The following is an 18,229-nucleotide window of genomic DNA, read 5'->3' on the forward strand; positions in this document are numbered from 1 at the left end:
CCGAATGTCCGCCATCCTTGCCTGCCGGTTCACGGCGGCCGCGTATGCTCACGTCAGGCATCCGGCGCGTGACGGTTCGTCAGCGCACGAAGGGAGACCGATGTCGGCTGCGGACGGCTCCGCACCGAGACTCCAAATGCTCGGCCCGGTCAAAGCGTGGCAGGGTGAAACGGAGCTCGACCTCGGCTCCGCGCACCGTCGGACGGTTCTCGCGGCGCTCGCGATGAACCCGAACCGCACGGTCTCGCGCGAGGAGCTGATCGACGCCGTCTGGGGCGAGGCGCCACCGCAGAGCGCCCAAGGTTCCATCTACACCTACGTCTCCGGGCTGCGGCGCGCGCTCGAACCCGGCCGCGCCAAGGGCGAAGGCCCGCAGCTGCTCGCGTCGATCGGGTCCGGCTACTCACTGCGCCTGGACGCCGGCGCGATCGACGTCCACCGCTTCGAAGCCCTGCGCGAACTGGCCCAGCGCAAGCAGTCGGCCGGCGACCTGCGCGGGGCGCGAGAAGTCCTCGACGAGGCCCTCGACCTCTGGCACGGCGTCCCGCTCTCGGGCCTGCCCGGGCCGTTCGCCGCCGCCCAGCGCGCGCGGCTGGCCGAGGTGCGGCTCGCGACGATCGAGCGACGCGCGGAGATCGTGCTGGAGTCCGGCGGGCACGCCGAGCTCATCGCCGAACTGACCGCGCTGACCCGCGAGCACCCGTTCCGCGAAACGCTGCGCGGCCTGCTCATGCGCGCGCTGGCCCGCTCCGACCGGCGGACCGAGGCGATCGCCGTCTACACCGACGTCCGCGACCGGCTCGTCGAGTCTTCGGGTACCGAGCCGGGGCCGGCGTTGCGGCGGCTGCACGACGAGCTGCGGGACAAGCCGGCGCCGAAACCGCCGCCGCCCGTGCGCGTTCCGCGCTCGCCCGTCACGGCGATGCCCGAGCGCGCGGACGTCTTCGTCGGCCGGGAGGCGGAGCTGGCCCGGCTGCGCGAAGCCGTCGCCGACACCGCCGCGGGCATCGGGCATTCGCTGTGGCTGGAAGGCGAACCCGGCAGCGGCCGGACGGCGCTGCTGGCCGAACTGCTCGCCGTGGCCCACGACCTCAAGCCCGCGTTCGCCGCGGCGGATGCGCTGGACCAGCGGTTCGCGCTGCGGCCGCTGCTGGACGCGCTGGGCGTGCACCCGCGGGCCACCGACGAACGCCGCGCGAACCTGGCCGCCCGTCTCGGCGAACGGTCGGGCGAGGACCCCGTCGACGGCCTGCTCGGGCTCGTGCGCGAGCTGTGTGCGGAGGCGCCGCTGGTGCTCGTCGTCGACGACTTGCACTGGGCCGACGACACCACCCTGCGCGTCTGGCGGTACCTGAGCCGCGAGACGCGGGAGCTGCCGTTGCTGCTGGTGGGCGCGTGCCGCCCGGTGCCGCGACCGGCCGCGCTCGACGAGCTGCGAGCCGAACTCGACAACGATGTCACAGTGCTGACGCTGCCACCGCTGGCCGAGGCGGAGACGCACGCGCTGGCCACCGAGCTGGTCGGCGCGCCACCCGGGCCCGGGCTGCGGACGCTGGTGTCCTACGGCTCCGGAAACCCGCGCTACACCAGGGAAATCGTCGAGACGCTGCTGGCGCAGTCGATGATCGTGCTCGACGGCGTCCACGCGCACCTGGACGGCAACTCGTGCCAGACCATCCCGGCGCCGCTGGGCTCGCGGATCACGCTGTACCTGAGCTTCCTCTCCAGCGGCACCCGGGACACGCTGCGCTGGGCCGCGCTGCTGGGCGGCGAGTTCTCGCTGTCGGACATCGCCGTCGCCACCGAGCGGCCGCCGACGGCGCTGGTCGGCGCGGTCGACGAGGCGATCACGTCCGGGGTGCTCGTCGAGTCGGGCGACCGGCTGGCGTTCCGGCACCCGTTGCTGCGGCGCGTGCTCTACGAAAAGACGCCCGCGGCGATGCGGGTGGCGCTGCACCGGCAGCTGGCCGAGGCGTTCGCCGCCGCTAATGCTCCCGCCGCGCGCGTCGCCGGGCAGCTCGCGGCCGCGCCCGCGCAGGTCGACCCGTGGGTGACGACGTGGCTGCTGGACAACATCGGCGCGGTCGCGACCGAGACCCCGCGCGTCGCCGTCGACCTGCTGCGCCACGCCGTCACGCAGGGCGCGCTGCCGCCGGACGCGCGCGAGACGCTGACCGCGACGCTCGCGCGGCTGCTGTTCTGGCTCGGCCGGGAACCCGAGGCCGAAGCGCGTTCGGTCGTCGCGCGGACGTCCGACAGCCGGCGCGCGGCGGAGATGCGCTGGATCCTCGCCTACGTCTACTACCGCCGCGGCGACTTCGCCGAGGCGACGGCCGAGCTGAAGCGGACCCTCGACGACGCCGACGTCCCCCAGATGTGGCGCGGGCGGCACGAGTCGTTGCTGGCCACGCTGGAGCGGCTCGGCGACGAGACGGTCCTGGCGCCGGCCGGGCTGCACCCGCTGGACGACGCGGCGCTGTCCGTGCCGACGCTCGACAGCCTCGACGAGGCCGCGGAACCGCTGCGGGCCGCCCGGCGGATCGCGGCGACCCGCGCGGTGCCGGGCGAGATGCACCTGGCGGGCGCGGTCCACTACTACTGGCTCGGCCGCTGGCCCGAGGCGCTCGAAGAGCTGGACGCGGTGATCCGCGACGGCGCGGAAACGGCGTCGTACGTCCTGCGCAGCCCGGGATCGGCGTTGCTGGTGCACGGCGTCGGCGCGTTGATCGCGGGGCACCGAGGCGAGCCGGCCGTGGCTCGGACGCACCTCGACGCGGCCGGCCGCCAGCAGTGGCCCCCGGGCCTGGAGCCCGACGGCGGCGACTTCCTCCTGGCGGCGCGGGCGTTGCTGGCCGAGCAGGACGGCCGGCCCGAGGCGGCGCTGGCGGCGTTGCTGCCGTTGCTGGAGGAGAACTACCCGCCGGCCGCGCGCCACCAGTGGCTGCCGGACGTGGTCCGGCTCGCGCTCCGGCTGGGGGTGGCCGACCGCGCGCAGGAGGCGGTGCGGTTGCTGACGACGGAGGCCGAGGTCCCCCCGGCCCACGCGGCGGCGGCCGCGCACTGCCGAGGGCTGGTGACGGGCGACCCGGAACCGGTCCTGACGGCGGTTTCGCACTACCGCGCGGCGGGCCGGCTGCTGAAGCAGGCGAAGGCGACCGAGGACGCGGCGATTTTGCTGGCGGAGTCCGGCCGGTTGGACGACGCGCGAGCGGCGTTCCGGGGCGCGTTGACGGCGTACACGGGCATGGGCGCGGTGTGGGACGTGCGGCGCGCGGAGAGCCGGATGCAGCCGTTCGGGATCCGGCGGGCGGGCTCGGTGCGGACCCGAGCGGTCGCCGGCGAGTGAGCTCCGGCCGGGACGTCATGAACGACTCTTTCATGACGTCCGGCGCGGTGAACGACCCTTTCATGACGTCCGGCGGGGTCTGCATACCGGTCGGATGATCGATACCAACCCGCTCCGAGCAACCCCTTCGGGGCTTGCCACGTCAGTAAGCTCGGCACGAAAACGTCCGCCGGGGTCCTGGGGGCCCGCCCCCGGCGGGTTCGTCCCCCTAGGGAACGGCAGGACATGCGAGGGGAAGCGGACACCGGTCTGCGAGTGGGCTTGCTGGGACCCCTGCGGGCCTGGCGCGGGGCAGCCGAAATCGGCCTGGGCCCCGCTCGTCAGCGTGCGATCTTCGCCGTGCTCGCGGTCAACGCCGGCCGGCCCGTGCCGCGGGCCGAACTGATCGCCGGCGTCTGGGGCGACTCCGCGCCCGCGAGCGTCGAAGGCAGCGTTCACACCTACGTCTCCGGGTTGCGGCGGGCCCTCGAACCCGATCGGTCGCGGTGGTCGGCGGCCAGCGTCCTCGTCTCGGACCCCGCCGGGTACTCGCTCCTGCTCGACGAAGACGCGCTCGACGCCGCCGTCTTCGAACGCCACCGCGAACGAGCCCAGCAGCACCTCGACCGAGGCGATCCGCGAGCCGCCGTCGCCGAGCTCGACGCCGCCCTCGCGCTCTGGCAAGGGGAAGCGCTCTCCGGGGTGCCCGGCGGGTTCGCCGAACGGCACCGCGAATACCTCGCCGAGCTGCGGCTCGACACCCTCGACCGGCGCGCCCAGGCCCTGCTCGACCTCGGCCGCCACCTCGACCTCGCACCCGAACTCGCCGTGCTGGCCGGCGAGCACCCGCTGCGGGAGTCCCTGCGCGAGTCGCTCATGCTCGCCCTCTACCGCAGCGGCCGCCACTCCGACGCCCTCGACGTCTTCCGCGACGCCCGCGCCACCCTCGTCGGCGAGCTCGGCGTCGAGCCCGGACCGGCGCTGCAGCGGCTCCACCAGCGGATCCTCGCCCAGGACCCCGGACTCGACGCGCCCGCGGCGCCGGTCGAGGTCGCCGGGCACCGGCTCTTCGGCCGGGAAGCCGAAACGGCCCGGCTCGCCGAGCTCGTCGCCGACGTCCGGGCCGGGCGCGGCCGGGCCGTGTGGATCGAGGGTGAAGCCGGGATCGGCAAGTCCGAGCTGCTCACCAGCACTCTGCCGGACGGCCCCGGCTTCCAGCGGCTCTGGGCGGCCGCCGACGAGCTGAGCACCCGCTTCCCGCTGCAGGTGATGCTGGAGTGCCTCGAAATCGACGCGCATTCGGCCGACCCGCGGCGCGCGCGGCTGGCGAAAGAGCTCTCCGGCGACCCGGTGCGCCGCAGCTGGGGGCCCGCCGACCCCGTGCTCGGCGCCGTCGACCGGCTGCTGGCCCTGGTCGACGAGCTGTGCGCGCACTCGCCGCAGGTGCTGGTCGTCGACGACCTCCAGTGGGCCGACGAGGCATCCGTGCTGGTCTGGCACCGCCTGTGCGCGGCGACCCGGCAGCTGCCGTTGCTGCTGGTGGCCGCGACCCGGCCCGCGCCGGACCGCGCCGAGCTCGCCCAGCTGCGGCGCGGCGTCCAGGCCCGCGACGGCATCGTGCTCGACCTGACCCCGCTGAGCGGCGACGACGTCGGCCGGCTGATCGAGGACCAGATCGGCGCGGCACCCGGGCCCGGGCTGCGCGAGCTGGCCGCCCGTGGTGCGGGAAACCCGTTGTACGTCAAGGAAATGGTCGACGTCCTGCTGCGCGCCGGCGCGCTCGAGGTGACCGGCGGCGCGGCCGACGTCGACGACCCGGCCGAGTTCGAGACGCCGAGTTCGCTGGTCGCCGCGGTCGACCGGCGGCTCGACTTCCTGCCCGCGCGCACACAGGAAGTCCTGCGCTGGGGTGCGCTGCTGGGCATGGAGTTCGCCGTCGGGGACATCGCCGCAGTGCTCGGCACGCGGCCGTCGGACCTGCTGGAGCCGCTCGAAGAGGCCGTCGCCGCGAACGTCCTCATCGACACCGGGACTCAGCTCGCGTTCCGGCATCCCCTGCTGCGCCAGGCACTTTACGACCGGTTGCTGGCCGGGACGCGGGCCGCGCTGCACCGGCAGGCCGCGGAAGCGCTCGCCGGGATCGGCGCGCCGGTGAAGCGCGTCGCCGAACAGCTCGTCGCAGCACCGGCCACAGTGGACGAATGGGTGCTGGACTGGCTCGCCGCGCACCACGCGGCCGTGTCCAACCGCGCGCCGCTGATCGCCGTCGAACTGCTCGAACGCGCGCTGGCCGCGGGGGCCGGCGACCGGCGCGAGGTCCTGCTCGTGGCGTTGGTCAAGGTGCTGTTCCGATTGGAGCGGAACCCGGAAACGCTGGCGCAGCAAGCACTCGACGTCGCCACCGAGCCCGACTCCGTCGAGGAGATGCGGCACGTCCTGGCGGCGCTACGGCACCGCCGAGGCGACACCGAAGGCGCGGTCGCGACGCTCGCCGCGTCGGTCGACGACCCGGCCGTGCCGGAGCTGTGGCGGGTCAAGCACCGGCAGCTGCTGGCGAACTTCCGGCGCGGCGATCTGTCCGATTTGGACACCGCGGAAAAGGCGGCGTACGAGACGAAGTCGTTCGCCGATGGCGACCGGTACCTGACGGCGCACGCGCTGCAGTCGTTGTGGCTGGTGGATTCCGTGCGCCGCGAGCACGATTCCGCGCTGGCGCACGTCGACGCGGCGATCGAGGCCGTCGGCGACGAGCACGAGCTGGCCGACCTGCACCTCGACCTGCTCGACAACCGCGTCTTCACGCTGCAGAACCTCGACCGGCTCGCCGAGGCGGACGCGGCCCTGCGCGCGGCGGGCGACGTCGCGGCGCGGCACGCGATGCCGGTGGGGCTGCAGGTTTCCGTTGCGGTGCACCGGTATTGGGAAGGCCGCTGGGACGAGGCGCTGGTCGAGCTGGACACGGTCACCGAGGACGGCCCGGCGATCACGTTCTACGGCCTGCGCGAGCCTGGGCCGGCGGCGCTGCTGCTGCACGGCGTCGCGGCGCTGATCGCGGGCCGCCGCGACGACCGCGCCCAGGCGGCGGCCCACCTCGACGCGGCGGAGGAGTACGCCCCGGCGACCGGCGCCGAGCGCGAGAGCTTCGACTTCCTGCTGGTGGCGGACGCGCTGGCCGCGGAGCAGCGCGGTGACCGGGTCCGCGCGCTGGCGATCCTCGAGCCGATCCTGAACCCGACGTACGCGCAGATGATGCTGCGCCACCAATGGCTTCCGGCGTACGTCCGGCTGGCGATGGAACAGGACGAAGTCGGCCGGGCGCGGCGCGCGCTGGCGGTGTGCGAGGAGGAGGCGGCGAAAGAGCGCCGCCCGGCGCGCGCCCACGCGGCGGCGTCGTGGTGCCGCGGGCTGATCGAGGAGGACCCGGCGGCGGTCCTGGCGACGGCGGAGCACTTCCGCGCGGTCGGCCGCCGCCCGGAGCTGGCCACGGTCCTGGAGGACGCGGCGGTCCTGCTGGCCCGCGAGGGCCGGCTCGACGCGGCGCACGCGGCGTTCGAGGAGGCGGCGGAGCTGTACACGGCGTTGGGCGCCCGCTGGGACCTGCGCCGGGCGGAGACGCGCTTGCGCCGGCTGGGCGTGCGCCGCGGGGCGCTGTTCTCGCCGATCCGGCCGGGTCACGGCTGGGAGTCGCTGACCCCGATCGAGGTCCGGATCGCGAGCCTGGTCGCGGACGGGAAGTCCAATCCGGACATCGCGGCGGAGCTGTCGTTGCCGCGCCGGACGGTGCAGGCGCACGTGGCCCGGTTGCTGGGGAAGCTGGAGACCCCGTCACGCTCGGGCGTCGCCGACGCCTTCCGGCAGCAGCGGCCGTGACGGGCTGAAGGGCACCTTCAGTGCATCTGATGCGTGGAAGGTGTCCTTCACCTCATGTGATGTGAGGAAGGTGCCCTTCAGCCGGGGTCACTCCGGGAGCGCGTTGGCCTTGGCGACCCTGCCCAGGAAGCGGCCCGAGTCCTTCACCGTGCGGACCTGCGTCTCGAAGTCCACGTGCACCAGCCCGAACCGCTGCGAATACCCCATCGCCCACTCGAAGTTGTCCAGCAGCGACCACGCGAAGTACCCGCGCACGTCCGCGCCCGCCTTGATGGCCGCGTGGACCGCCCCCAAGTGCTCCATGAAGTAGTTCACCCGCGCCGCGTCGTACACGCGCCCGCCGACCACCTGGTCCACAAAGGACGCTCCGTTTTCCGCCACCACCAACGGCAACCCGGACCGCGCCGACAGCCACCCCAGCAAGTCGGTGAAGACGTCCGGCGCCTGCTCCCAGCCGAACGCCGTCAGCGGCGGCCGGGCCGGCAACACGTCCAACCCGCGCAACCCCGGCAGCGGGCAGTTACCCGGCGACAATGGATCCGCCAACGGCGTCACCCGCGCCGGCGCGTAGTAGTTCACGCCCAGCCAGTCGATCGCCGCCGCGATCGTGTCCGTGTCGCCGTCGCGGACCGACGCCGCGAACCGGCCGCCGTGGTACTCGACATCGGCCACCACGTCCGGCGGATATCCCCGGCCCAGCACCGGGTCCAGGAAGAACCGGTTGTGGATCCCGTCGAACTTCCGGGCCGCCTCGACATGCGACGGCGAAGTCCCGTCCGCCAGAGCCGGCGCGAAGTTCAACGCCAGCGAGAACTCGTGGCCTGGCCGAGCCTGCGACTTCAGCGCCCGCGTTGCCAGCCCGTGCCCCAGCAGGAGGTGGTGGGCCGCCACCAGCGCCGTGTCGTAGTCCTGGACGCCCGGCGCGTGCACCCCGCTGCCGTACCCCAGGAACGCCGCGCAGAACGGCTCGTTGATCGTCGTCCACTGGCTGACGCGGTCCCCCAGCGCGTCGTGCACGAAGGATGCGTAATCCGCGAACCGATACGCTGTATCGCGCGAAGGCCAGCCGCCCGCGTCCTCCAGAGCTTGCGGCAGGTCCCAGTGGTACAGCGTAAGAACCGGCTTGACGCCCCGGGTGAGCAGCTCGTCCACCAGCCGGTCGTAGAAGGCGAGCCCGGCCGGCGCCGGCGTCCGGCCGTCCGGCATCACCCGCGGCCACGCCACCGAAAACCGGTACGCGTTCAGGCCGAGGTCCGCCAGCAACCCGATGTCCTCGGGAAAGCGGTGGTAGTGGTCGCAGGCGATCTCGCCGGACGCGTCACCCAGCACCGCGCCCGGGCGGGCCGCGAACGTGTCCCAGACGGACGGTCCGCGACCGCCTTCGGAAACCCCGCCTTCGACCTGGTAGGACGCGGTCGCCGCGCCCCACAGGAAACCCGTCGGGAAGGTCATACCGGCGCCCCTTTCAGAATCCCCCGCACGATGTGGCGGCCCAGCAGCAGGAACAGCGCGATCACGGGCAGGACGCCCACGGTCGCGCCGGTCAGCATGAGCGCGTAATCGGTGTAGTACCCACTCGCGAGCCGGGAAAGCGCGACCTGCACGGTCGGTGTCTCGTTCGGGTCGAGGACGACCAGTGGCCAGAAGTAGTCGTTCCACGTGGCCATGAACGTGAGCATGCCGAGCACCGCGGCCGCCGGGCGCAGGGACGGGACGGCCACGTGCCAGTACGTGCGCAGGACCGAGCAGCCGTCGACGGTCGCCGCGTCGACCAGCTCGGCGTCGATCGCGCTCTCGCACGCCTGCCGCATCCAGAACACGCTGAACGCGCTGAGCAATCCCGGCACGATCACCGCCTCGAGCCGCCCGTACCAGCCCAGCTCGCCGACCACCAGGTACAGCGGGATGACGCCGAGCTGCGTCGGCACCATCGCCGAGCCGACGACCAGCAGGAACAGCGTGTTGCGGCCGGGGAACCGCAGCCGCGCGAAGGCGAACCCGGCCAGGCTCGCGAGCACGACGTTGGACACCATCACCGTGCCCGCGACGATCAGCGAATTGCCCAGCGCCAGCCAGAAGTCGACGGTGTCGAACACACGCCGCACGTTCTCGAAGAGATGCCCGCCCGGCAGCAGCAGCGGTGACGTCTCGCCGATCGCCGCGTTGTCCCTTGTGGACACCACGAACGACCAGTACAGCGGGAAGATCGACGCGCCGAGCACGCCGATCAGCACGGCGTAGACCCAGCCGCCGGGGCGCCTCACGCCGACCTCACGAACCGGCGCACCAGCCGGTAGTTGAGCAGCGCGAACCCGGCGCAGACCACGAACATCACCCACGTCAGCGCGGCCGCGTAACCGGCGTCGAAGTGCGTGAAACCCTTCTCGTACAGGTACATCGCCAGCGTCTGGAACTGGCGGTCATTGCCCCCGGTCCCGCCCGACCCGCCCGCGTCGAACAGCTGCGGCTCGGCGAACAGCTGCAGGCCGCTGACCGTGCCGGCAATCGCGGTGAAGGCGATCGCCGGCCGGATGCCCGGCACGGTGATCGACCAGAACGTCCGCCACCGCGAAGCGCCGTCCAGCGCCGCGGCTTCGTACAGGTCGCCCGGGACGGCCTGCATCGCGGCCAGGTAGATCAGCGCGTTGTAGCCGGTCCAGCGCCAGAGCACCATCGACGCCACCGCGAAGTGCGACGTCCACCGCGTCGCCTGCCAGTTGACCGGGGCGATGCCGAACCAGCCGAGCACTTCGTTGACGACGCCGTAGTCGCGGCTGAACAGCTGCCCGAACACGAGCCCGATCGCCACGACGGACACGACGTTCGGCAGCAGGATCCCGGTGCGCCACCAGGTCGCGCCGCGCAACGGGCGGTCCAGCAGCGCCGCGATGCCCAGGGCCAGCAGGAACTCCGGGACGGCGGCGAGCAGGAAGATGCCGACGGTGTTGACCAGCGCGTTGTAGAAGTTCGGGTCGGTGAGCAGCTCGCCGTAGTTCGCCAGGCCGAGGTAGCCGCGGTCGCCGTCCAGGAGGTTCCAGTCGCGCAGTGACACCCAAGCCGTGTAGAGCAGCGGGAAGGCCCCGAACACCAGGAACAGCGCGAAGAAGGGCGCGACGAGCAGCAGCGGCGTCGCTTTGCGGTCGAAACGAGCGAGCACGCGCGCTACTTCAGCGCGGCTTGCGCCTGCTGCACGGCTTCCGCCCAGGCTTGGTCGACGCCGTCGGTCTTGTCCTCGATCCGCCCGAGCGCTCGGCCGAACTCCGGCCGGACGTCGGCGTCACGCAGGCCGCGGTAGTTGGGGCGCAGCTGATCGGCGGACGCGGCGAAGATCCGTCCGATCGGCGCGTCCCCGAAGTACGGGTCGGCGTGCGCGACGACCTGCGGGTCCGTGTACACCGACGGCTCGCTGGGCAGGATCCCGTCGGAGAGGAAGAGCTTCTTCTGCTGCTCCGGCGCGGTCAGCCACTTCGCGAGCTCGTACGCCTCCTTCGGGTGCTCGCTCTGCTTCGGCACGGTCAGGAACGAACCGCCCTGGTTGCCGCTCTTGCCCGGCACGGTCGTGACGTCCCACTTGCCCTTGCCCGCGTCGCCGCCGGCTTCCTTGATCTGGCTGAGCATCCACGCCGGGCAGGCGACGGTCGCGAAGGAACCCTGCTTGATGGCGACGTTCCAGGCCTGCGTGAACGTCGTCGCGGCGGCCGTCTGCCCCTTCGCGGCGATCCCGCCGGAGAGGTAGAAGGCGGTGCGGACGCTCGGGTTGCGGTCGCCGATGAAGGAGTCGTCGGCCGCGGCGAAGTAGTTCTCCGGCGACTGGTTGAGCATCGCCGTGTAGACGGTCCCGGCGGAGTCGGCGAACTTAACGTTCGGCGTCTTCTCCGTGAACCGCTGGGCTGCCGCCGCGTAGGCGTCCCAGTCCGGCATCAGCTTCGCGACCTCGTCGCGGTCGGTCGGCAGGCCGGCGGCCTGGAAGAGGTCACGCCGGTAGCAGAGGGCGAGACTGCCCATGTCGGTGCCGAGGCCGAGGACGAACGCGCCGTCGGCGCCCTGCGCCCACTTCCACGGCGCCCACTGCTTTTCGAGGTCCCGGGCGCCGTAGGAGGCGAGGTCGGTGAACTTGTCCTTCGCCTTGCGGTACTGCGGGATGTACTGCTCTTCGATCGCGACGACGTCGGCCGCGCCACGGCCGGTCGCGAGCTGCGTCGCGAGGCCCTTGTGGTGGGTGTCGAAGTCGGTGACGCGGTTCTGCACCGTGATGTCCGGGTGCAGCTTCTGGTACTCGGCGATCAGGGGCGCGTAGCCGAATTCGCCGAAGGTGGCGATGGTGAGCTTCGTCGGGCCGCCCGCGTCACTCGGGCTGCAGGCGGCGAGCGGGATCAACGCGGCGACCGCGACGGCGGTCCGGCGGACGATCGTGCGCAACGGGCTTCCTCAGATCACACCGGCCCGCACGGCGTAGGCGACCGCGTGCGGCCGGTTGCGCAGGTTGAGCCGGTTGGTCATGGCGTAGATGACGTTCTTCACGGTCCGCTCGGAGTAGCAGAGCTTGCCCGCGATCTCCGCAGTGTCCCAGCCTTCGGCCATCAGGCGAAGCACATCCACCTCGCGCGGCGTCAGCGCCGCCCCGGCACCTTCGTGGGCCAGGGCCTCGACCTGGTCGCGCAACGGCGCCGTTCGGCCCCGCGCGGCGGCGAGCACGCTCGCGGTGAGCCGGTCGAGTGCGGTCCGCGGCAGCACGACCGAGACGTGGCACTCGGCCAGCGGGCTCAGGTGCCCGGGGTCGACGTGCCCGGCGACCAGCACGATCGCGGCGGGCGACTCGGCGGACGCGCCCCGCAGCGCGTTGATCACCTCGCGGTCGACCTGCCCGACGGCGAATACGAGCACGGCCGCCTCGGCTCGCCGCGCACGCGGCACGACCAGCAGTTCCGGCCGCGTCTTCAAGTGGTTGATCAGCCCGGTGAGCGCGATCGGATCCGACGCCCACGCCGCCACCCGCACCTGGTCCATCGAACCCCTCCCCACTGTCCGTGTCCTTGCGGCGCCAGTCTGCTGAGGCCGCCTTCACGAATTCTCTAACCTTCCTCACCCCCTTCTTCACATCGTGAAGCCAGGGCGTCGACTACGGTCGTGGGGCACGCAGACGTCTGAAGGGACCGATGAACCGCCGAAGTCTGGCCGCCGTGGGGGTGGCGTTGTCCTTGAGTTCCCTGGTCACCGGGTGTGGGTCGGAGACCGTGGCCGGGTTGGCGATCCCGCGGTCGCCGCTTCCGCCGCCGCCGTCTTCTGCATCGTCTTCACGGACCTCCACGCCGGCCCCGACGTCGAAGCTGGCCCGGCCGGGCGACTGCGCGGAACTGGTGAACAGCCTCGACTTACGCCGTAAGGTGGCGCAGCTGGTCGTCGTCGGGGTGTCCGGCGACAACCCGGGTGCCGCGGTGTCGATGGTGCGCGACAACCAGGTCGGCGGGATCTTCATCGGCGGTAACGCAACAGCGTTGTTGAAAGATCGTTCCCTGGACGCGCTCCAGGCCGCGGCCCAGCTGCCGGTGGCGGTGTCGGTGGACGAAGAGGGCGGCCGCGTCCAGCGCATCGACGACCTCGACGGCGACATCCCGTCGGCCCGGCAGCTGGCCGCGACCAAGTCCCCCGCCGAGGTCCGCAAGCTGGCCGCCGACCGCGGCCGCCAGCTACGCGCCCGCGGTGTGACGGTCGACTTCGCACCGGACACCGACGTCACCGATGCCCCGGACGACGACGTCATCGGCGACCGCTCCTTCAGCCCCGACCCGAACCGCGTGAAGACGTACGCGGCGGCGTTCGCGGCGGGCCTGCGCGACGGCGGGGTGCAGCCGGTGCTCAAGCACTTCCCCGGTCACGGCCACGGCTCGGGCGATTCGCACAAGGGCACGGTCGTGACGCCCCCGCTCGCGCAGCTGCGGACCGTCGACCTGGTGCCTTACCGCGACATCGCGAGCTACGGACCGGTCGCGGTCATGGTCGGCCACCTCGACGTGCCCGACCTGACCGGCGGCGTCCCGGCGTCGATCTCGCCGGCGGCGTACCAGCTGCTGCGCACCGAGTTCGGCTTCACCGGGCTGGTCCTGACCGACGACCTCGGTGCGATGAAGGCGATCACAGCGCAGTATTCGCTGCCCGACGCCGTGCTCAAGGCACTGCAGGCCGGCGCGGACGAGGCGCTGTGGTCGTCCGGCGGCCGCGTGGACGAGGTGCTCGACCGGCTGGCCAAGGCCGTGCAGGCCGGAGAGCTGCCCGCGGCGCGCGTGCAGGAGTCGGTGACGCGGGTGCTCCGCAGCAAGGGCGCCTGCGGCTGATCGTCCCTAGACTCCTCGGCGGAACGCCACCTACCTGAGGAGCGGAATGGCAAACCTGGGCGGCACTTTCAGCCTCGGCGGGGAAGTCCCCGTGACCCGGATGGGGTACGGGGCCATGCAGTTGGCCGGCCCCGGTGTCTGGGGACCGCCGCGCGACCACGACACCGCGGTCGCCGTGCTGCGCGAAGCCGTCGAAAGCGGCGTCACCCACATCGACACCAGCGACTACTACGGGCCGCACACCGTGAACGCGGTGATCAAGGAGGCCCTCCACCCGTACCCGGAATCGTTGACGATCGTGACGAAGGTCGGCGCGCGACGGACCCCCGACAAGGCGTGGCCGCCCGCGTTGTCGGCCGACGAGCTGACCCAGGCCGTGCACGACAACCTCCGCAACCTCGGCGTCGACACGATCGACGTCGTGAACCTGCGGCTGAGCAACGCCGCCGGCGACTACCCGGTGCCGATGTCGGTGGCCGAACCGTTCGGAGTGCTCGCGGAGCTGCGGCAGCAAGGCTTGATCAAGCACCTCGGCGTCAGCCACGTCACCGCGGAGCAGCTCGACGAGGCGAAGGCGATCGCGCCGGTCGTCTGCGTGCAGAACCAGTACAACCTGGCGCACCGCGAAAACGACGACCTCGTCGACAAGTGCGCCGCCGAAGGCATCGCCTTCGTGCCGTACTTCCCGCTCGGCGGGTTCAGCCCGCTGCAGTCCGGGATCCTCGACGACTGCGCCGCCCGCGTCGGCGCGACGCCGATGCAGGTCGCGCTCGCGTGGCTGCTGCAGCGGTCTTCGTCGATGCTGCTCATCCCCGGGACGTCGTCGCTGGAGCACCTGCGCGAGAACCTCGCCGCGGCCTCGCTGGAACTGCCGGCCGACGTCCTGGCCGACCTCGACCGGATCGGGGCCGCCTGATGGCCGAGTGGGGCGACCTGGTCGCGTACATCCGGCAGGCGTACCGGGTCGTGCGCGACGAGCCGGACGAGATCCGCATCCGGCTGATCTTCGGCGACGACCCCGACACCGAGCAGCGCGCCCAGATCATGGTGATCGCCCGCGAGATCCTCGACCAGCGCGAGGACTGGGTCCAGATCGCGACGCCGTTCGCCCGCCACGACGAGGTCGACCTCCTCGACGTGCTGACCGAGGTCGGCAACTCGACTGTCGTGGGCGGCCTCGCGGTGATGGGCGACCACCTCGTGCTGCGCCACTCGCTGCCGCTGATCAACCTCGACATCAACGAGTTCATCGACCCCCTGGAACTGGTGGCGGGCGCGGCGGAGCTGCTGGAGCAGCAGTTCACCGGCCGCGACGACTACTGAGTGGCACAACCGCGATGGCAGCGGCCACGGTCAGTCCGGCAGCTACGCCGAACGCCGTGGCCGCTCTATCACTGATCAGGTAGAGCCCGCCGAGCAGCGCGACTCCGAGGGTTCCGCCGAGCTGTTGCACGGCGTTGAGCAGCCCGGCGGCCGAGCCCGTCTCGTGCGGGCGGACGTGGTCCAGCGCCGCGGTGAAGAACGGGACCGTGAACGTCCCCATGCCCAGACCGCACACCGCGAGCGCGACCGCGCGCACCTCGATCAGTGATAGAGCGAGCGTCCCGATCAGCGATAGAGCCAGTCCGGCGAACATCACGCGCGCGCCGAACCGCGGCACCAACTCGCTGCCCGCGAACCACGACGCCACCGCGAGCCCGGCCGAAAGCGGCAGGAGCGTCAGACCCGCGGTGCGGACGTCGGCGCCTTCGCCGAGCTGCAGTTGCATCGGGACGACCTGCATCAGCCCGGTCATCATCGCGAAGAACAGCAGCGACCCCGCGAGCGCGGACGGGAAGCCGCGGTTGGCGAACAGGCTCGGCTCGACCAGCGGTGCGGACGTGCGACGCTGGTGCACCGCGAACACGCCGAGCACGACGGCGCCGGCGGCGAGCAGCCACCAGTTCGTTCCGGCCGGGCTGATCAGCGGGTAGCCGACGAGCCCGATTCCGGTGATGACGAGCAGCGTGCCCACGACGTCGAGCTTCGGGCGCGTCGCGGCCCTGTCCTCGCGCAGGTACCGCGCGGCGAGCAGGACGGCCAGCCCGAGCGGGACGTTCACCAGGAACGCCGCGCGCCACGACACGGCGTGGGTCAGGAGCCCGCCGAGCAGCGGGCCGGTGACCGCGGACAGCCCCATCACCGGGCCGATCGTGCCGAGCGCCTTCGCGCGCTCATTGCCGTCGAACAGTGCGCGGATGAGCCCGATGGTCTGCGGGATGACGAGCGCCGCCGCTGCACCCTGCACCGCTCTAGCAGTGATAAGGAGACCGGCGCCCGGTGCGGCCGCGCAGACCAGGGACGCGAGCACGAAGCTCGCCACGCCGAGCTTGAACGCCCGGGCGCGGCCGAACACGTCCCCGAGCCGGCCGCCGGTGATCAAGAGGACCGCGAACGGCAGCGTGTACGCCGCGGAAAACCACGGGATGTCGGCCGCCGGGCCGGGCAGCTCGGTGTGGATGACCGGGCCGGCGACCTGGACGATCGTCGCGTCGAGCAGGTTCATCGCTTCGGCCGTGAGCAACACGGCGAGTGCGGCCCAGCGGTGCCGGTAGCGGATCGTGGTCGGCAAGAGGTGCCCCCTTTCGTTCGCCACCGACCATCGCTTCTTCGTCGCCGGAGCTTCCACTTTCCAGGGCGAGCTTGCTGATTTGTTCCACGTGGTGCGCTTTGATGAGGGATATGACCACGGCTTTGGACGACGTCGACCGCGCGCTGATCCACGCGTTGCACCTCGACGGGCGGGCGCCGTTCACCAGAATCGGCGAAGTGCTCGGCGTCTCGACGCAGACAGTCGCGCGCCGCTATCGACGGCTACGCGCCGAAGCGTCGCTCCGCGTTGTCGGGCTGCCGGACCCGCAACGCGCCGGGCAGGCCGAGTGGATGGTCCGGCTGACCGCGACGCCGAACACCGCACGAGACGTTGCGCTGGCACTGTCTCGGCGGGCCGACACGGCGTGGGTCAAGCTCGTGTCGGGCGGCACGGAGATCTGCGTGAACGTGCACACGCCGGCCGCGAGCGACCATTCGCTGCTGCTGCGGGACGTCCCGCGCTCCGCGAGCATCACCGCGGTGTCGGCGCACCAGTTGCTGCACCGCTACTTCGGCGGCCCGACCGCGTGGCTCGGCCGCGCGGATGCCCTCGACGCCACACAGGTCGCCGCGTTGACACCTGTCGTGTCGGGCGAGGGCAAGCCACTGACCGAGGATGACGACGCGCTGATGACGGCGTTGCAGCGGGACGGCCGGGCGAGCCTGGCCGACCTGGCGGCGGCCACCGGCTGGTCCGCGGCGACCGTCGCGCGCCGGCTGGCCGACCTCCAGGCGGGCGGCACGGTGTTCTTCGACCTGGAGGTCGACCCCGCCGCGCTGGGTGCGACGACCCACGCGCTGCTCTGGATGTCGGTCGCGCCCGCGCACCTCGACGCCGTCGCCCGGGAACTGGCCACCCACCCGGAACTGGCGCTCGTCGCGGCGACGACCGGGCCGGCCAACCTGGTCGCGCACGCTCTCTGCCCGGACGCGGCCGGGCTGCACCACTACCTGACCCGCCGGCTGGGTGCGCTCGACGCCGTCCACACGCTGGAGACGGCGCCGGTCCTGCGCACCCTCAAAGCGGCCGCGTCCCGCTGACCCGCAGCTTTCACGTGAAAGCTCCCACCAGGGGGCGTAGCTTTCACGTGAAAGCTACGTCAGCGGGCTCGCGGAATCCGCAGCTGCATCGCCGGCGCCGGCTCCAGGATCCGCTGCAGCCGGGCCCGCCCCAGCCGGTGGAGCATCTCCCCGAGCTCCTCCGACGCGATACTGCCTTCGAGGTCCAGCCGCGTCAGCTTGACGACGCGGTCGATCTCCCCGGCGGGAAGCCGCCCCGCGAACTCCCCGGCCAGCCACACCCCGACTTCGTTGACGACGTCGTCCGCCCGGTGGCTCCGTACGGTCATCGCTCTCGCTCTCCTCGTTTCGGATCGCCTTCGCCCAGGTCGAAGCCGGAAAATCCCGGTCCGACGCAGAACCGACGAGCCCACCCCCGGGCCATGACGCGGAATCGCGGAAATTCGTGGCACAAACCCTTTCCGTGTCCGGACCGGTGAGTACCGTGACCACCCGCTGTCACTCACATGGGCTGTTCGCCGCCTCAAGTTGTCGGCCGATCGGGTGGAAAACGCGGGAAGACCACCCGGGCCGCGTACGGGACAGGACTCTGGAGACGTCCGGTAGTGCGGGCGTTCCCTTGCGGGACGCGGAAACGGAGACGCGATCCATGGCCCGGTACGACCGGACCGACCTCGGGGCGTACAGCCTGGGGTTGCTCGAGGCCGCCGACGCGGCACGCGTGGAGCGGCACCTCGCCGCGTGCCGGGACTGCCGCCAGGAAGTCCGGGAGTTCGAGGCCGTCCGCACGATGCTCGACCACCTCGGTCCCGCGCAGTCCACATAGGACTGATCGCACTCACGACCGTCACGGAGAGCCACGTCCGGTTGACGGCGGCCGCACGGTTCAACTCGGGAGTCGTTCGCGCACACCCCTTGCCCGACCCGCCAGAATCCTTGACTGGACTAGACCAATCTGCTCTAGTGACCGGTGTCACCCTCGTCCCGGCCGGATGAGCACACCCCCTCCGACTCCGGGCGCCCCCGCGCCCGGGCTCAGTCGTGGCCGAAG

Annotated in this window: 14 protein-coding genes; 7 read left to right on the plus strand and 7 right to left on the minus strand. The window is 72.1% G+C overall.

What is annotated here, in order from left to right; translation table 11 throughout:
* The first annotated feature begins 100 nt into the window (after window positions 1-100).
* Window positions 101-3,346: an ATP-binding protein gene (locus BLV96_RS15890; protein WP_086674264.1), complete on the plus strand. Its 3,246-nt coding sequence runs from the start codon at window positions 101-103 to the stop codon at window positions 3,344-3,346.
* A gap of 225 nt (window positions 3,347-3,571) precedes the next feature.
* The gene (locus tag BLV96_RS15895) at window positions 3,572-7,195 is read left to right on the plus strand and encodes a BTAD domain-containing putative transcriptional regulator (protein ID WP_244180241.1); all 3,624 of its coding nucleotides are present in this window, start codon (window positions 3,572-3,574) and stop codon (window positions 7,193-7,195) included.
* An 87-nt stretch (window positions 7,196-7,282) separates the two neighbouring features.
* On the opposite strand, the gene BLV96_RS15900 is transcribed toward BLV96_RS15895, so the two are convergent.
* Genes BLV96_RS15900 through BLV96_RS15920 form a run of 5 tightly spaced genes read right to left on the minus strand, consistent with a single transcriptional unit; the run spans window position 7,283 to window position 12,202 of the window.
* On the minus strand, window positions 7,283-8,647 hold the full coding sequence (locus BLV96_RS15900; protein WP_086674266.1) for a GH1 family beta-glucosidase: 1,365 nt from the start codon (window positions 8,645-8,647) through the stop codon (window positions 7,283-7,285).
* Window positions 8,644-9,459, minus strand: a complete 816-nt coding sequence (locus BLV96_RS15905) for a carbohydrate ABC transporter permease (RefSeq protein ID WP_086674267.1) — start codon at window positions 9,457-9,459, stop codon at window positions 8,644-8,646. The genes BLV96_RS15900 and BLV96_RS15905 overlap by 4 nt, the downstream gene beginning before the upstream one ends.
* A complete protein-coding gene (locus BLV96_RS15910; protein WP_167379617.1) occupies window positions 9,456-10,352 on the minus strand; it encodes a carbohydrate ABC transporter permease in 897 nt (298 codons plus the stop codon). Before BLV96_RS15910 ends, BLV96_RS15905 begins: the two co-directional genes overlap by 4 nt.
* A 5-nt stretch (window positions 10,353-10,357) precedes the next feature.
* Window positions 10,358-11,614: an ABC transporter substrate-binding protein gene (locus BLV96_RS15915; protein ID WP_086674269.1), complete on the minus strand. Its 1,257-nt coding sequence runs from the start codon at window positions 11,612-11,614 to the stop codon at window positions 10,358-10,360.
* Window positions 11,615-11,623: 9 nt separating this feature from the next.
* Window positions 11,624-12,202 (minus strand): helix-turn-helix transcriptional regulator, encoded by a 579-nt coding sequence (locus BLV96_RS15920; RefSeq protein WP_086674270.1) that lies wholly within the window; start codon window positions 12,200-12,202, stop codon window positions 11,624-11,626.
* 149 nt (window positions 12,203-12,351) lie between these two features.
* On the opposite strand from BLV96_RS15920, the gene BLV96_RS15925 reads away from it, so the two are divergent.
* From BLV96_RS15925 to BLV96_RS15935, 3 genes are read left to right on the plus strand one after another with little or no spacing between them, the layout of a single operon-like run.
* Window positions 12,352-13,527 carry a glycoside hydrolase family 3 N-terminal domain-containing protein gene (locus BLV96_RS15925; RefSeq protein ID WP_244180242.1) on the plus strand — a complete coding sequence of 392 codons (1,176 nt, stop codon included), beginning with the start codon at window positions 12,352-12,354 and terminating at the stop codon, window positions 13,525-13,527.
* Window positions 13,528-13,573: 46 nt separating this feature from the next.
* Window positions 13,574-14,443: an oxidoreductase gene (locus BLV96_RS15930; protein WP_086674272.1), complete on the plus strand. Its 870-nt coding sequence runs from the start codon at window positions 13,574-13,576 to the stop codon at window positions 14,441-14,443.
* Window positions 14,443-14,850 (plus strand): hypothetical protein, encoded by a 408-nt coding sequence (locus BLV96_RS15935; RefSeq protein ID WP_086674273.1) that lies wholly within the window; start codon window positions 14,443-14,445, stop codon window positions 14,848-14,850. The genes BLV96_RS15930 and BLV96_RS15935 overlap by 1 nt, the downstream gene beginning before the upstream one ends.
* Here the strand turns inward: BLV96_RS15935 and BLV96_RS15940 are convergent.
* Window positions 14,828-16,162 (minus strand): MFS transporter, encoded by a 1,335-nt coding sequence (locus BLV96_RS15940; protein WP_425266179.1) that lies wholly within the window; start codon window positions 16,160-16,162, stop codon window positions 14,828-14,830. The two genes, BLV96_RS15935 and BLV96_RS15940, sit on opposite strands and share 23 nt — an antisense overlap.
* Window positions 16,163-16,239: 77 nt before the next feature.
* Between BLV96_RS15940 and BLV96_RS15945 the strand changes: the two genes are divergently transcribed.
* The gene (locus tag BLV96_RS15945; RefSeq protein ID WP_244180243.1) at window positions 16,240-17,199 is read left to right on the plus strand and encodes an Lrp/AsnC family transcriptional regulator; all 960 of its coding nucleotides are present in this window, start codon (window positions 16,240-16,242) and stop codon (window positions 17,197-17,199) included.
* A gap of 59 nt (window positions 17,200-17,258) precedes the next feature.
* On the opposite strand, the gene BLV96_RS15950 is transcribed toward BLV96_RS15945, so the two are convergent.
* Window positions 17,259-17,507, minus strand: a complete 249-nt coding sequence (locus BLV96_RS15950; RefSeq protein ID WP_086674275.1) for a hypothetical protein — start codon at window positions 17,505-17,507, stop codon at window positions 17,259-17,261.
* Window positions 17,508-17,827: 320 nt separating this feature from the next.
* On the opposite strand from BLV96_RS15950, the gene BLV96_RS15955 reads away from it, so the two are divergent.
* On the plus strand, window positions 17,828-18,004 hold the full coding sequence (locus BLV96_RS15955; protein ID WP_086674276.1) for a zf-HC2 domain-containing protein: 177 nt from the start codon (window positions 17,828-17,830) through the stop codon (window positions 18,002-18,004).
* The last annotated feature ends 225 nt before the right edge of the window (window positions 18,005-18,229 follow it).

Origin of the sequence: Amycolatopsis pretoriensis, from assembly GCF_900107925.1 — a bacterium.
GTDB lineage: Bacteria > Actinomycetota > Actinomycetes > Mycobacteriales > Pseudonocardiaceae > Amycolatopsis > Amycolatopsis pretoriensis.